Origin of the sequence: Nonomuraea sp. NPDC046570 (assembly GCF_040645915.1) — a bacterium.
In the GTDB taxonomy this organism is placed as follows: Bacteria; Actinomycetota; Actinomycetes; order Streptosporangiales; family Streptosporangiaceae; genus Nonomuraea.
In genome coordinates this window covers 18,275-31,312 of the sequence record NZ_JBEYZF010000002.1, presented here as the reverse complement: position 1 = coordinate 31,312, position 13,038 = coordinate 18,275, and the positions used below count along the sequence as shown (strand labels likewise).

Annotated in this window: 15 protein-coding genes; 7 read left to right on the top strand and 8 right to left on the bottom strand. The window is 71.7% G+C overall.

Going from position 1 to position 13,038, the window contains the following annotated elements:
- Positions 1-27: 27 nt before the first annotated feature.
- The 4 genes from ABZ911_RS03715 to ABZ911_RS03700 all read right to left on the bottom strand — a co-directional run bounded on the left by ABZ911_RS03715 (position 28) and on the right by ABZ911_RS03700 (position 2,400).
- Entirely contained in the window at positions 28-714 is a 687-nt protein-coding gene (locus ABZ911_RS03715; RefSeq protein WP_358051516.1) for a FadR/GntR family transcriptional regulator, read from the bottom strand.
- Between the two features lie 285 nt (positions 715-999).
- Positions 1,000-1,254, bottom strand: a complete 255-nt coding sequence (locus ABZ911_RS03710; RefSeq protein WP_358051514.1) for a hypothetical protein — start codon at positions 1,252-1,254, stop codon at positions 1,000-1,002.
- 87 nt (positions 1,255-1,341) lie between these two features.
- Complete coding sequence (locus tag ABZ911_RS03705; protein ID WP_358051512.1) at positions 1,342-1,578, bottom strand: DUF397 domain-containing protein; 237 nt, start codon at positions 1,576-1,578, stop codon at positions 1,342-1,344.
- Positions 1,579-2,400, bottom strand: a complete 822-nt coding sequence (locus ABZ911_RS03700; protein ID WP_358052410.1) for a helix-turn-helix transcriptional regulator — start codon at positions 2,398-2,400, stop codon at positions 1,579-1,581.
- A gap of 223 nt (positions 2,401-2,623) precedes the next feature.
- On the opposite strand from ABZ911_RS03700, the gene ABZ911_RS03695 reads away from it, so the two are divergent.
- A complete protein-coding gene (locus ABZ911_RS03695) occupies positions 2,624-3,133 on the top strand; it encodes an ATP-binding protein (protein WP_358051510.1) in 510 nt (169 codons plus the stop codon).
- A gap of 80 nt (positions 3,134-3,213) precedes the next feature.
- Positions 3,214-5,619 carry a helicase-associated domain-containing protein gene (locus ABZ911_RS03690; RefSeq protein WP_358051508.1) on the top strand — a complete coding sequence of 802 codons (2,406 nt, stop codon included), beginning with the start codon at positions 3,214-3,216 and terminating at the stop codon, positions 5,617-5,619.
- Here ABZ911_RS03690 and ABZ911_RS03685 read toward each other — a convergent pair.
- A complete protein-coding gene (locus ABZ911_RS03685) occupies positions 5,616-6,623 on the bottom strand; it encodes an ABC transporter substrate-binding protein (RefSeq protein WP_358051506.1) in 1,008 nt (335 codons plus the stop codon). The two genes, ABZ911_RS03690 and ABZ911_RS03685, sit on opposite strands and share 4 nt — an antisense overlap.
- Positions 6,624-6,702: 79 nt before the next feature.
- Here ABZ911_RS03685 and ABZ911_RS03680 point away from each other — a divergent pair, with 79 nt between their 5' ends.
- Genes ABZ911_RS03680 through ABZ911_RS03670 form a run of 3 tightly spaced genes read left to right on the top strand, consistent with a single transcriptional unit; the run spans position 6,703 to position 9,580 of the window.
- Positions 6,703-7,758, top strand: a complete 1,056-nt coding sequence (locus ABZ911_RS03680; RefSeq protein ID WP_358051504.1) for an iron ABC transporter permease — start codon at positions 6,703-6,705, stop codon at positions 7,756-7,758.
- Positions 7,755-8,789 carry an iron chelate uptake ABC transporter family permease subunit gene (locus ABZ911_RS03675; RefSeq protein WP_358051502.1) on the top strand — a complete coding sequence of 345 codons (1,035 nt, stop codon included), beginning with the start codon at positions 7,755-7,757 and terminating at the stop codon, positions 8,787-8,789. The genes ABZ911_RS03680 and ABZ911_RS03675 overlap by 4 nt, the downstream gene beginning before the upstream one ends.
- Complete coding sequence (locus tag ABZ911_RS03670) at positions 8,786-9,580, top strand: ABC transporter ATP-binding protein (RefSeq protein ID WP_358051501.1); 795 nt, start codon at positions 8,786-8,788, stop codon at positions 9,578-9,580. The genes ABZ911_RS03675 and ABZ911_RS03670 overlap by 4 nt, the downstream gene beginning before the upstream one ends.
- On the opposite strand, the gene ABZ911_RS03665 is transcribed toward ABZ911_RS03670, so the two are convergent.
- A complete protein-coding gene (locus ABZ911_RS03665) occupies positions 9,513-10,112 on the bottom strand; it encodes an AAA family ATPase (protein WP_358051499.1) in 600 nt (199 codons plus the stop codon). The two genes, ABZ911_RS03670 and ABZ911_RS03665, sit on opposite strands and share 68 nt — an antisense overlap.
- A 317-nt stretch (positions 10,113-10,429) precedes the next feature.
- Here ABZ911_RS03665 and ABZ911_RS03660 point away from each other — a divergent pair, with 317 nt between their 5' ends.
- Positions 10,430-11,389, top strand: a complete 960-nt coding sequence (locus tag ABZ911_RS03660; RefSeq protein WP_358051496.1) for an endonuclease/exonuclease/phosphatase family protein — start codon at positions 10,430-10,432, stop codon at positions 11,387-11,389.
- Here ABZ911_RS03660 and ABZ911_RS03655 read toward each other — a convergent pair.
- Positions 11,376-11,948 carry a DUF1349 domain-containing protein gene (locus tag ABZ911_RS03655; RefSeq protein WP_358051494.1) on the bottom strand — a complete coding sequence of 191 codons (573 nt, stop codon included), beginning with the start codon at positions 11,946-11,948 and terminating at the stop codon, positions 11,376-11,378. The two genes, ABZ911_RS03660 and ABZ911_RS03655, sit on opposite strands and share 14 nt — an antisense overlap.
- A complete protein-coding gene (locus ABZ911_RS03650) occupies positions 11,945-12,577 on the bottom strand; it encodes a spherulation-specific family 4 protein (RefSeq protein WP_358051492.1) in 633 nt (210 codons plus the stop codon). The genes ABZ911_RS03655 and ABZ911_RS03650 overlap by 4 nt, the downstream gene beginning before the upstream one ends.
- Before the next feature lie 139 nt (positions 12,578-12,716).
- On the opposite strand from ABZ911_RS03650, the gene ABZ911_RS03645 reads away from it, so the two are divergent.
- The gene (locus ABZ911_RS03645; RefSeq protein WP_358051490.1) at positions 12,717-13,037 is read left to right on the top strand and encodes a co-chaperone GroES; all 321 of its coding nucleotides are present in this window, start codon (positions 12,717-12,719) and stop codon (positions 13,035-13,037) included.
- Position 13,038 lies beyond the last annotated feature (1 nt).

The following is a 13,038-nucleotide window of genomic DNA, read 5'->3' as shown; positions in this document are numbered from 1 at the left end:
GGACTACGCCGGTGAAGGGGGAGAGGGTCAGCGGGCGCTGAGGACCGAGTCCTCGATGCCCGCGACATGGGCGGCCGCGCGGATGCGGGCGCGGTAGGTGTCGCCGGCGCTGAGCGCTTCGTAGATGGCTTGGTGCTCGGTCAGGGTCAGGTGGAGGTCGCCCTCGTCGGTCATCCCGCACCACGACTGGGGGCGCAGGGTCTTGCCGGAGACCGTCTCCACGATGGTGGAGAGCACGGGGTTGCCGGAGGCCTGGGTGACGATCCGGTGGAAGGCCTCGCCGTTCTCGCGCAGCCGTACCCGGTCGACGGGGTGGGCGGCGGCGAGGTCGGCGGCCTCGGCCAGCAGCCGGGCCAGCTCCGCGAGCCGGTCGGCGGTGATCCGGAGCGCCGCCATGGCGGTCGCCTCGGGTTCGAGCAGCCGGCGGACCTCCAGGAAGTGCCGGACGGTGCTGTCCTGGTGCAGGTCGACGACCATGCTCATGGTGCCGAGCAGCAGTTCGGGGTCGAGGCTGGTGACGTATGTGCCGTCACCTCGCCTGGTGTCCAGGACGCGCATCATGGTGAGCGCGCGCACGGCCTCACGCAGCGAGTTTCTGGACAGGCCGAGCCGGGAGGCCAGCTCCTTCTCGGCCGGCAGCCGATCTCCGGGTTGCAGCTCGCCCGTGATGATCATCTGCCGGATCCTGTCCACGGCATCGTCCGTGAGCGCCACCGGACTCCTCTCTCGTGACCTCCCATCTTGGCGGGCGGTGGCACCGCGGCCACCCTTGATCGTCGAGTTGTTACCTGAGCGAATTGACCCGATGTTTGCGGGTAACAGCACCGTATGGTCGGGAGTGAGTGGTGTCAACAACCCCACAACTAACGCTCATATAACGTCGCTTTTGTGGGTGTTTATCCCGATTTGCGGCTTAGGAGTAGCCGTAGACATCGGGTTAATCGGCCCGCTGGGATGGCGAACGATCCGAGCACTGGGGCCGTGAAAGCCAGGGAGGGGTCAGGCGGCGGCGGGCAAGGGGCCGCGGCCGGTGAGCCATTCCAGGACCTGGCGGTGGCCGCCGGCGGCGTCCTCGAAGCGGCCCCAGCGCCAGTAGCGGGGCTGGTCGCGCATCCCGGTCACCCAGGTGCGGTAGGAGACGCCGCCGCCGGGCGCGGCCGAGCCGATGCCGTAGGTGCGGATCACGACCTTGCCGCCCGGCGCGATGAGCACGTCGTCGGCGATCGGATACAGGGTCAGCTGGTCGAGCGTCATGGATCGATCCTGCTCGGGCGGGGAGGCCGGCCGGTTACGCATCCGGCGCACCGCCGTTAAGCGGATGCGCCGGATGTGAATACGGTGTTACACCAGCAGACCGTCGAACTCCCCGTCCTTCACCCCGAGCATCAGCGCCCGGATCTCGTCGCGCGTGTAGATCAGCGCGGGGCCTTCGGGGAAGCGCGAGTTGCGGACCGCGATCCCTCCGTCGGGGAGCTCCGCGAGCTCCACGCAGTTGCCCTGCGAGTTGCTGTAGCGGCTCTTGCGCCAGGCGACCTCGGCGAGGTCGGTCGCGGGCATGCCGTTGTAGGTGTGCTCCATCTACATCTTTCTGAGAAGACCGTCGATGAGCTCAACAGTGCCTCCCGGCGTGGTGCTCTCCACGCACAGCTGCTCCATGGCCGTGAGGTACGGGTCGACGTCCTCACGCTTGTCCAAGTACAGGGCACCCCAGAGCTGTTCGACGTAGACGACGTCCGACAAGTCGGACTCGGGAAACCGCATGATGCTGAACGCGCCCCCCTCGGCGGCGTGCATGCCGTACCTGAAGGGCATCACCTGAAGGGTGATGTTGGGCAAGCCGGCGACGTGCAGCAGATGCTGAAGCTGCTCGGACATGACCTCTCTCCCGCCGATGGTCCGCTTGAGGGTCGCCTCGTCGATGACCGCCCACAGCCGGGGGCCGTCCTTCTTCGTGAAGCGCTCCTGGCGCTGCATGCGCAGATGCACGCGCCGGTCGATTTCCTCTGGGGTTGCATCAGGGTTGCCGAGCTTGAAGACGGCCCTGGCGTAGCTCGCCGTCTGCAGCAGGCCGGGCACGAACTGCACCTCATAGGTGCGGATCAGGCTCGCGGCCTCCTCCAGCCCCACGTACGTGGCGAACCAGGAGGGCAAAACGGCTCCGTACTTGTGCCACCACCCTGGGGTGTTGGCCTCACGGACCATTTCCAGCAGGGCTCGCCGCTCGGCGTCGTCGATGACGCCGTAGAGCGTGAGCAGGTCTTCCACATCACGTGTCTTGAACCCGACGCGGCCGAGCTCCATCCGGCTGATCTTGGACTCGGACGCCCGGATGTGAAATCCGGCCACTTCGCGGGCGAGTCCCTTGCCCTCACGCAGGCGACGCAGACTGGCGCCGAGCATGATGCGCCGAACGGTTGAGCCTGAACCCGGCGGATCAATGGACACGTGCTGCTCCTTGGTCGTTTCCGTGCCTCACAGTCTGTCACTTCACGGCCGAAAGATCACAGGCCGCGACAAGATCCCCCTTTGCCGCCGATTGACCGATACATGGCAAACCGTAGCGGTTGCACTGTGCTTCTGCACGTGCATTCGCTCTTGCACCTGCACGATAGTTTGTCGCAGAATGATCTCCGTGCAGTCCACCAAACCCCTCGGCCTGTGGACCTCGTTCGACTGGTGGCCCCCGGTCGGCTGGTGGCCCGAGGCGGCGCGTGATCTCCTCCTCCCCGGCCAGGACGCCTGTGGCAGCGCGACGTTCGTGCTCCCACCCTCGACCGCCTCCGTCCACTCCGCGCGCAGCTTCACCGCCGGCACGCTCGACGGCTGGCACCTGGGCGAGCTGACGGAGAACATGGAGCTGATCGTCTCCGAACTGGCGACCAACGCCCTGCGGCACGGCCTGCGGCTGACCGAGCCCTGCGGCAACCCGCCCGTGCACATGTCGCTGGTACGCCGCGGCGCACTGGTCACCTGCGCTTTCACCGATCCCGGCGCCTCGGTCCCGGTGCTGCGCTACCCGGGGCCGCTCGACGTCGGCGGCCTCGGCCTGCACATCGTCGAGTCGATCAGCCTGCGCTGGGGCTGGTCCGCGCTCGCACCTCAAGGCAAGATCGTCTGGGCAGTCCTCTCCTGACGTAGGGCCCTCTGCATTACCGTGGATGGTCATGGCTCACGGCGAGTCCCGCGCGCGACCCCCCATGAGAGTGCTGACAGATGGATGATCACCTGCTCGGCTGGCTGCGAACACTTGACGAAGACAGGCTCGCCCGCGTCCTGGCCAACCGGCCGGACGCCATAGCGGCTCCCTGGCCCCGGCGCCTCAACACGCTGAGCCAGCGCCTCGGCAACGGCTTCGCCGTGATGGAGGCGATGCGGAGCCTTCCGCTGCCCTGCCTGGAGCTCGCCCAGGCGTGCCTGGTCGCCGGGGAGCACACCAGGCCCGCGCGGCTGGCCGCCTTCCTCGGCGTGCCGGAGAGCGAGCTCGGCCCGTGGCTGGACCGCCTCTACGACCACGCGCTGGCCTGGCCCGACGACGAGGGCGGCATCCATCTGGCCGAGGCCGTCGCGCGCTGGTGGGCGGCGCCGCTCGGCCTGGGCGAGCCGCTCACCCACTACCTCAACTCGTGGACGGTCAGCAACGACGCGCTGCGTACCCTGGCCCGCAACCTCGGGCTGCCGCCGCACGGCCACAAGCGGCGCACGATCGCCAGGGTCGCCGAGGTGCTGGCCGACGGCGAGCGACTGGCCGCGCTGCTGCGCGGCGCGCCCGGCGGCACCGACCGGCTGCTGGAGGAGTTCGCCTGGGACGGCCCCGTGCGCGACGTCGACGGCGGCCGCTTCGTCATGCTGGGCACCCCGGAGAAGTGGGCCGCCGACCACGGCCTGCTGTACCGCCCGAGCTGGCACGTCGCCGAGATGCCGCGCGAGGTCGCGCTGTCGCTGCGCGGCGCCGCCTACCATCCGCCGTTCACGCCCGAACCGCCCGAGGTCGCCACGCTGCCGATCGACCCCGAAGAGGTCGACCACCTGATGACGCTGGCCGCCCCGCACGTGGTCGAGCGCTGCGCCGCGCTGCTCGACAACACCGCCAAGACGCCGCTGCCGCTGCTGAAGACCGGCGGCGTCGGGGTGCGCGAGGTGCGCAGGATCGCCAGGGAGACCGGCTGCGACGAGGACGAGACCCGGCTGCTGCTGGAGATCTGCGCCGTGGCCAGGCTCCTGGCCTGGGACGAGCAGGCGGGCGGCATGGTGCCCACCGAGCGCTTCGACCGCTGGCGCCTCGACGAGGGCTCGGCGCGGCTGCGCGTGCTGCTGTCGGCCTGGTGGCGGATGGAACGCTTGTCGCTGCGCAAGGTCGACGGGAAGTACCTCACCGTGCTCGGCGACGACCAGACCGGCGCCGCGCTGGCCCGCGTGCGCCGCGCGGTGATCGCGGCCCTGTCCCACCTCCCCTCCGGTACGGCCTTCGCCGGCCGCGGCGGCCTGGTCCGCAACGTGCACTGGCACGCTCCCCTGCTTGACCAGTCCCTGCTCGCCGACTCCGCCGCCGCGGTCCTGGAGGAGGCCAGACTGCTCGGCCTGCTGGCCAACGACTCGCTCACCGACCTGGGCCGGGCGCTGGCCGGGCTGACCGGGGTCGCGGGCGACGAGAACGACGACATGGTGCCGATGGTCGAGCACGACCCGATGCTGATCGAGGCCTCGACCAGGGCGCTGGCCAGCGTGCGCAGGAGCGCGCTGTTCGGGCCCGACCTGACCGCGGTGGTGACCGGGCCGCCGTCCTCGGAGCTGGCCGCACTGCTCGACCGGGTGGCCGAGCGCGAGTCGCGCGGGGCGGCCTCGGTGTGGCGCTTCACCGTCGAGAGCGTGCGCGGGGCGCTCGACGAGGGCTACGACGCCGACGAGCTGCTGGACGAGCTGGCCCAGGTGGGCACGATCCCGCAGCCGCTCGACTACATGGTGCGCGACGTGGCGCGCCGGCACGGCGAGGTGACGGTGACCACGGTGGCATGCATCGTGCAGGCCACCGATCCGGCGCTGCTGGCCGAGATCGCCGGGCATCGGCGGCTGGCCAGGCTGGGCCTGCGGCTGCTGGCGCCGACCGTGCTGGTCAGCGCGAGCCCGGCGGACCGGACCCTGGCCGCGCTGCGCGAGAACGGCTACGCGCCGGTGCCGATCGCCGACACCGGCGAGATCGCGATCCGCCGTACCCGCGTCGAGGAGCCGCGCAACGGCAAGCTGATCCTGCTGCCGGGCGGGCAGGTGGCCGAGCTGTCGGAGCTGGACCCGCCGCCGCACGCGATCGCCGAGCCGCCGCCCGACCCGCACGAGCACGCCCGCCGCCTGCTCGGCTCGGGCGAGGCCGACGGCGAGCAGAACGGCCGCACCTGGGCGATCATCGGGCGGATGGCGACCAGGCTGCCGACCGCGCAGCAGTCACTGCTCGGCTTCGTCGTCGACCGGGGCGTCCGGGCCGGGATCACGCTCACCGACGGGATCACCGCCACGATCAGCCACGGCGAGCTGCGCGGCGGCGCGCTCGACGCGTGGTGCGAGGAGGCGGGCGACTACCTGGAGTTCCCGCTGGCCGAGATCGTGGAGGTCCGGGGGGCGTACTAGTTCGGCGTCACCTTCCGCAGGTTCGCCACCAGTTCCTCCAGTTGCGCCGCGTAGCCCTGGTAGGTGAAGCGCGTCTCGGCGCGCCACGGGTAGACGTGGCCGGCCTTCACCGCGGGCAGTTTGGCCCAGGTGGGCTTCTTGGCGATGTCGGCCACCGGCATCGACTGCGCCCGGGCGTCCACGAAGATCGCGTCGGCTTCGTACTTGTCGATGTTCTCCCAGCTCAACGACTCGAAGTAGCCACCCTCGTCCACCTTGTCCGGCAGCACGATGTCCAGGCCCCGCGCCTTGAAGTACTTCTGGTCGGGGAACTCGCCCGGGTTGCAGACCCAGAACAGGTCGGGCGAGGCGCCGCAGAACAGCACCTTGCGCGGCGTCTCCTTGACCGCCGCGGCCAGCGCGGCCTGGGCCGTCTCGAACCGCTGCCTGGCCTGGGTGACGAGCGGCGCCGCCCGGTCCGCGCCGAGCGCGACGGCCAGCTCCTCGTAGCGGCGGATCAGCTCGTCGCCCGACTTGCCCTGCTGCTGGACGCCGATCGTGGGCGCGACCTGCTCGATGTCCTTGGCCGACTTGGCCGGGACGTACCAGAGCTCGTCGTTGCGGTACATCCCGGCGACCAGCAGCTCGGGCTGGACGGAGATGTACTTCTCGATGTTGAACTCGTCCCACACGTTGCCGATCGTCTCGACCTTGGTGATGTCGATGTCGCCCGCCTCGGGATCCTTGGTGCCGTCCTTCAGCTTGTGCGGGCCGAACACCGCGATCGGCCGCACTCCGAAGTCCCACAGCGTCGCGGCGGCGCTCACCTGGGCCACCACCCGGGTGGGCCGCGCGGGCAGCTCGACCTTCCTACCGCGGTCGTCGGTGAAGGTCCAAGGGCCGGCGGCGGCCGGGCTCGCGCTCCCCTTAGGCGTGGCCGGCTGCTCGCCTCCGCACGCGGCCAGCGCCAGCATGGCGCCCATGCCGCCCGCCGCGGACAGGAATCCTCTGCGGGATACCGACATAACAGCCCCCTAAGGCTAGGTTCACATCAAGGCGGCCTTAGATTAGCCTTACCTAAACTTGAAGACGAGAGGGGGGCGTGTGCGCCCAGCGACACTGACCGCGGCGCCTCCGAAGGAGAACCCCGCCCGGGTGAAGAGGCCGTCGGGGGTGCTCGCGGCGGGTCTGGTCGTGGCCGTGGGGGCACTCGTGCTGGTCGCCCTGCTGAGCGTCGCCGCCGGGGCGCGCTCGGTGCCGCTGTTCACCGTGATCGACGCCTTCGCCGCCCCCGACGGCTCCAGCGACCACACCGTGATCCGCGAGCTGCGCGTCCCGCGCACCATCCTCGGCATCGCCGTCGGCGCGGCGCTCGGCCTGGCCGGCGCGCTCATGCAGAGCCTCACCCGCAACCCGCTGGCCGACCCCGGGCTGCTCGGCATCAACCAGGGCGCCGCGCTCGGCGCCACCGTCGCGCTCGGCCTGTTCGGCCTCACCGACCCCGCCGTCTACGTCTGGTTCGCCTTCGCCGGCGCCGCCCTGGCCTCGGCGCTGGTCTACGCGCTCGGCTCGGCGGGCCGCACCGGCTCCAGCCCGGTACGGCTGGCGCTGGCCGGCGTCGCCCTCGGCATGGTGTTCACCGCGATCTCGCAGGCCGTCCTGCGCATGGACGCCCAGACGTTCGACCGCATGCGCTTCTGGCTGACCGGCTCGCTCGCCGCCCAGACCTCCGACGTGCTGGTCCACCTCCTCCCCTTCCTCACCGCCGGCCTGGTCCTCGGCCTGCTGCTGGCCAAGCCGCTCAACGCCCTGTCGCTGGGCGACGAGGCGGGCCGGGCGCTGGGCGTGGCGGTCGGCCGAACCAGGGGGCTGACCGCGGTGGCGGTGACCCTGCTGTGCGGGGCCGCGACGGCGGCGGCGGGACCGCTGTGGTTCGTCGGGCTGGCCGTGCCGCACGCCGTACGCGCCGTGGTCGGGCCGGACCAGCGCTGGCTGCTGCCGTACTCCGCGCTGCTGGCGCCCGTGCTGCTGCTGGGCGCCGACATTCTCGGCCGGGTCGTCGCCGCGCCCGGCGAGGTGCAGGTCGGCATCATGTGCGCGGTCGTCGGCGCGCCCGTCTTCATCCTGCTCGCCCGCCGCAGAAGGCTCGCCGCGCTATGACGCTCCCCTCTCCGAAGCTCGCCAGATCCGTGCGCGTGGGTGGCTGGTCGGTCCGGCTGGCGCCGCGCGCCGCCGTCGTCGGGCTGGCGCTCGTCGTGACCGCCGTCGCGGTGAGCCTGGTGGCGATCTCGACCGGCGAGTTCACCGTGCCGGTGCCGGACATCGTGACCGCCCTGGTCGGGCAGGGCACGCCGGTGGCCGAGCTCATCGTGAGCAGGCTGCGCGCCCCGCGCGTGGTGACCGGGCTGCTGGTGGGCGCGGCCTTCGGGCTGAGCGGGGCGATCTTCCAGAGCCTCACCCGCAACCCGCTCGGCAGCCCCGACTTCATCGGCTTCACCGCCGGCGCCTCCACCGGGGGCATCCTGGCCGTGGTCATGGGCGGGTCGGCGGTGTGGATCGCGGGCGGTTCGCTGCTGGGCTGCGTCGCCTGCGCGGCCCTGGTCTACGCGCTCGCCTACCGGCGCGGGGTGCTCGGCTACCGGCTGATCCTGGTCGGCATCGGGCTGAACGCGCTGCTCCTGTCGGTCGACTCCTACCTGCTGACCAGGGCGAACATCAACGACGCCGCGACCGCGGGCGCCTGGCTGACCGGCAGTCTGAGCGGGCGCGGCTGGGACCACGCGCTGCCGGTGGCGGGGGCGCTGGCCGTACTCGTGCCGGTGTGCGCGTTCCTGAGCAGGCCGCTGCGCATGATGGAGATGGGCGACGACGCGGCGCGGGCGGTCGGCATCAACGTCGAGGCGGTGAAGATCGTGGCGATCGCGGCGGGTGTGCTGCTCTGCGGGGTGGCCACGGCGGCCGCCGGGCCGGTGCTGTTCGTCGCGATGGCCGCGCCGCAACTCGCCCGCCGCCTGACCCGGTCGGCCGGGGTGACGCTGGCCGCCTCCGCGCTGACCGGAGCCGTCCTGCTGACCCTCGCCGACCTGGCCGCCCAGCGTCTGCTCGCCCCCACCCAGCTGCCCGTGGGCGTGCTCACCGCCGCGATCGGGGGCACCTACCTCGCCCTCCTGCTCAGGAAGGAACGCCGTTGACCGCGCGTTTGACCGGTACCGACCTCACCCTCGCCTACGACCAGCGCACCGTCGCGACCGGTCTGGACGTGGTGATCCCCGACGGGTCGTTCACGGTGATCATCGGGCCGAACGCGTGCGGCAAGTCCACGCTGCTGCGCGCGCTGGCCCGGATGCTCAAGCCCAGGACCGGCGCGGTGCACCTGGACGGCAGCGTGATCACGTCGCTGCCGTCGAAGGAGGTCGCCCGCCGGCTCGGCCTGCTGCCGCAGAGCTCGATCGTGCCCGACGGGATCACCGTCGCGGACCTGGTGGCCAGGGGGCGCTACCCGCACCAGAAGCTCATGCGGCAGTGGTCGCGGGCCGACGAGGGCGCGGTGGCCGCCGCGATGGCCGCCACCGACGTGACCGACCTGGCCGAGCGGATCGTGGACGAGCTGTCCGGCGGGCAGCGCCAGCGCGTGTGGCTGGCGATGGCGCTGGCCCAGGAGACGCCGATCCTGCTGCTCGACGAGCCCACCACGTTCCTCGACATCAGCCACCAGATCGAGGTGCTCGACCTCTGCGCCGACCTGCACGAGGCGGGCCGGACGATGGTGGCTGTACTGCACGACCTGAACCAGGCCTGCCGCTACGCCACCCACCTGATCGTCATGCACGGGGGCGGCATCGTGGCCGAGGGCGACCCGTCGGAGATCGTCACCCCGGCGCTGGTGGAGAAGGTGTTCGAGCTGCGCTGCGAGATCATCCCGGATCCGCAGACGGGCACCCCACTGATCGTCCCCGAGGCCCGCCGCCGGGTCCTGGCGTGATCGCGTCCAGCAGGAAGGACACGCGTTCCCCGACCGTCGAGCGCGGCAGCGGCACCAGCTCGTAGCCGTAGTCGGCGTAGGTGGCCAGCAGGGCGTCGTAGGTGCGCTCGGCCTCCGCGAAGCTCTGCCTGCGCTCGGTGTCGACGGTGTAGATCTCCGGCCACGGCGGGGCGACGAACACCTGCCGCCGGTAGCGGAACGCTCGCGCGGCGGCGTCCACGTGGGCGGGCACGGGCAGGCCGAGCAGCCTGAGGTAGGCGGCGACATCGGGGACGCCGCGGTCGAAAACGACGGGCCCGTCGTGCGCCCCGGCCGCCCGGTAGGAGCGCAGCTCCCAGCTCAGCATCATCTCCGCGAACAGCTCCCGGTCGGCCCACGGGAGCGCGCGGCCCCCTATCGCCACCTGGTCCTGGATGATGCCCCGCCCGGCCTCGGGCCACGAGGCGTAGCCGCTGGCCGTCAGCCGTTCGATGAGCGTGGTCTTCCCCGCGCCCGGTCCTCCGGTCACGACGGTAAAGCGTTCACTGGACATGCGGCACCGATCTCTTGGGTGGATGAGCGGGTACGGAAGGGAGGTCTGCGGCCGGTCGAGCTGCCTAAGCGGCGGCCATGGCGGGAGGGAGGATCCGCTGGTCAGCAGGCCGTTGCTGGAAGGGCGGGCGCGCCGCCAGGTCGCCGTCACGATCATGGACGGCCGGGTCTGGCTGGCCTGCCGCACGCGGCCGGGCGAGTCACCGACGGCGTGGCGTCCAACCGTATCAAACGCCGCGGGGCCGATCTCGTGGTGCGCGGCTGTGTGAGGGAGGCGTCTTCACGGAATCTGCACGAAGATCCGCTACTGTCCGGCCCGTGTCAGGAGAGTCGAGGAAGTCGCGCCGCTGGGTGAGCGGGCTGGTCTGGGTGCTGGTGGTGCCGTTCGCGGCCTGGGCGGTGCTGAGGGTCACCGGGGTGGATGTGGGCTGGTGGTGGGTCGCGCTGGTGGCGTTCACGCCGTATGTCGCCGCCGCGTCCCTGGTGGTGCTGCTGCTGGCGGGGTTGTCCAGGCGGTGGGCGCCCGCGGTGGTGGCGCTGGCGGCGTCGGTGGCGTTGGCTGCGGCCGTACTCCCCCGGCAGCTCGCGGACGCCGCGCCGCCGGCGGGCGGGCCGTCGCTGCGGGTGCTGGCCGCCAACCTGGCGGTCGGCGCGGCCGACACCGAGGCGCTGCTGCGCCTGGTGGGCGAGCTGAAGCCGGACGTGGTGGCCCTGCAGGAGCTCACGCCCGCGGCGAAGGAGCGGTTGGAGAACGGCGGGCTGCGGAAGGGGCTGCCGCACGTGGTGGACAGGTCGCAGAAGGGTGTGACGGGGTCCGGGATCTACTCCAGGTATCCGCTGACCGAGCAGCCGCTGATCGTGTTCGGCCGGTTCCGGCAGGCCCGCGCGGCGATCAGGGTCACCGGCGGGCCGGTGGTGGAGATCACCTCCGTCCATCCGTGCGCGCCCAGTCACGTGGGCAAGGCGCCGTGCTGGCGGGCGGGCCTGGACGCGCTGCCGCGGGCGGGCGAGCCGCTGCGGGTGCTGGCCGGCGACTTCAACGCCACGCTCGACCACTGGGCGATCCGCGACCTGCTGGACAGCGGGTACCAGGACGCCGCCGACGTGACCGGGCAGGGCTTCACGGCGACCTGGCCGGAGAAGTGGTGGGACGGCCTGCCCGGCGTGGCGATCGACCACGTGCTGGCCGACCGCCGGATCGCGGTGCGGGCCTTCAGCGTGCACGCGCTGCCGGCCAGCGATCATCGGCCGGTGTTCGCCGAGCTCAGGCTGCCGTGACGCGGATCTCGTCGAACCTGGCGGGGAACCCCTTGCCCGCCGGGGCGGCGGCCATCGCCCCGGCCAGCGCGGGCGTCCCCGCCGGGAAGTGGGCCAGCCTGAGCATCGTCTCCGGCTCCCCGCCGTCGAGGCCGTACCGGACGGTCACCGCGTCACCGGCGCGCTCCAGCGCGAACGTGACCCGGTCCGCCCGGCCCCGCGACGGCAGCACCGACCAGTCCGACCAGCCGCGGGTGACGACGGTGCTGAGGTGGAAGGCGCCGTCGACGTACTCCACCCCGGCCTTGATCCAGGTGGCGTCGTCGATCCGGAGCACCGCGCCCGCCTGATCGTACTGCTCGGCGAAATCGCCGGAGAACGTCACGGTCAGGGTGAAATCGCCGCGCTGGACCCGGCCGAACAGGTGCGCGGTGTCGTAGGTGTAGCCATAGTGGGTGCGGCGCCACAGGTCGGTGCCGGGATCGCAGACGAGGCTCAGCCCGTCGTCGGACGTCCACTCGCGGGGCGGGTTGATCCACTGCCAGTCCGACACACCGAACGCCATGATCATGACGGTCATCCTGCCATGGGCGACGACCGGTGGTAAGCGGGCAGATCGCCCCACGGGTCGGTGCCCGGGCGGTCGGTCACATGCACCAGGCCGGCGTGCCGTACGGCTCTGCGTACGGTCGCGTCGGCCGCCTGACCTGGCACCTCGTGCACCAGGTGGCAGAACCGGCCCCTGGCCAGCGAGCGCGCCCAGGCCGGTTCGCGCATCGCCCGGTACGCCGGGAGCGGGCCGTCGAAGGTCACCAGCACATCGGCCAGGGCCGCGTAGCCCGGATCGGGGTAGACGCCGGGGTTGAGGACGATCGTGCCCCGGACGCCGTCGACGATCTCCCGGTAGTGGTCGAGCCGGTCGGCGCAGGCGGCGGCCTGGTCGAGGAAGACGCCGCGCAGGCCGTACCCGTTCCTGAGTCTGCGCAGGTCGGCGCGGACGTCGGCGATCGGGCGCAGGCCGAAGTCGGTGTCGACGTGGCCGAGCACCTCGGTGCCCGCGGCCTGCAGCGCGCCGACGGCCCGCTGGAACGCGGGGCCGTCCGGGGCGACGGCGGCCATCCTGGGTGGGGCCGCCAGGAGCCGCCGCCACGATTCGGGGCGGGTCTCGGGATGGAAGAAGACCGGGATGAACCGCGCGGGCACGTCCACAGGGACCCCTTTTCTGCTCACAGGCGTTCCGCCAGGTGATGGAGGGGTGTGGGAAAGTTATAGCCGACGTGGGGGCCGTCCGGCCGGGGATTGCGGATGCCGAGGATGACCACGGGCGTGGTGTGCGTAAACTTCCCGTGTGGTAGACCCGAAGTTCGAGATCCAGATGCTGCACGACCGCGTGATGATCCGCCTTGAGGTGGAGGCCGAGGAGCGGCGCAGCGGCTCGGGGATCGTCATTCCGGCGACGGTCAAGCTGGCCAACCGGCTCGCCTGGGGCGAGGTGTGCGGCGTCGGGGCGAACGTGCGCGCGGTCAAGGTCGGCGACAAGGTGCTGCTCAACCCCGAGGACCAGTACGAGGTGGAGCTGCACGCCAAGGTCTACCTGGTGATGCGGGAGCGCGACCTGCACGCGGTGGCCACGCCCGAGACCGATCACGGGACCGGCCTCTACCTCTGAC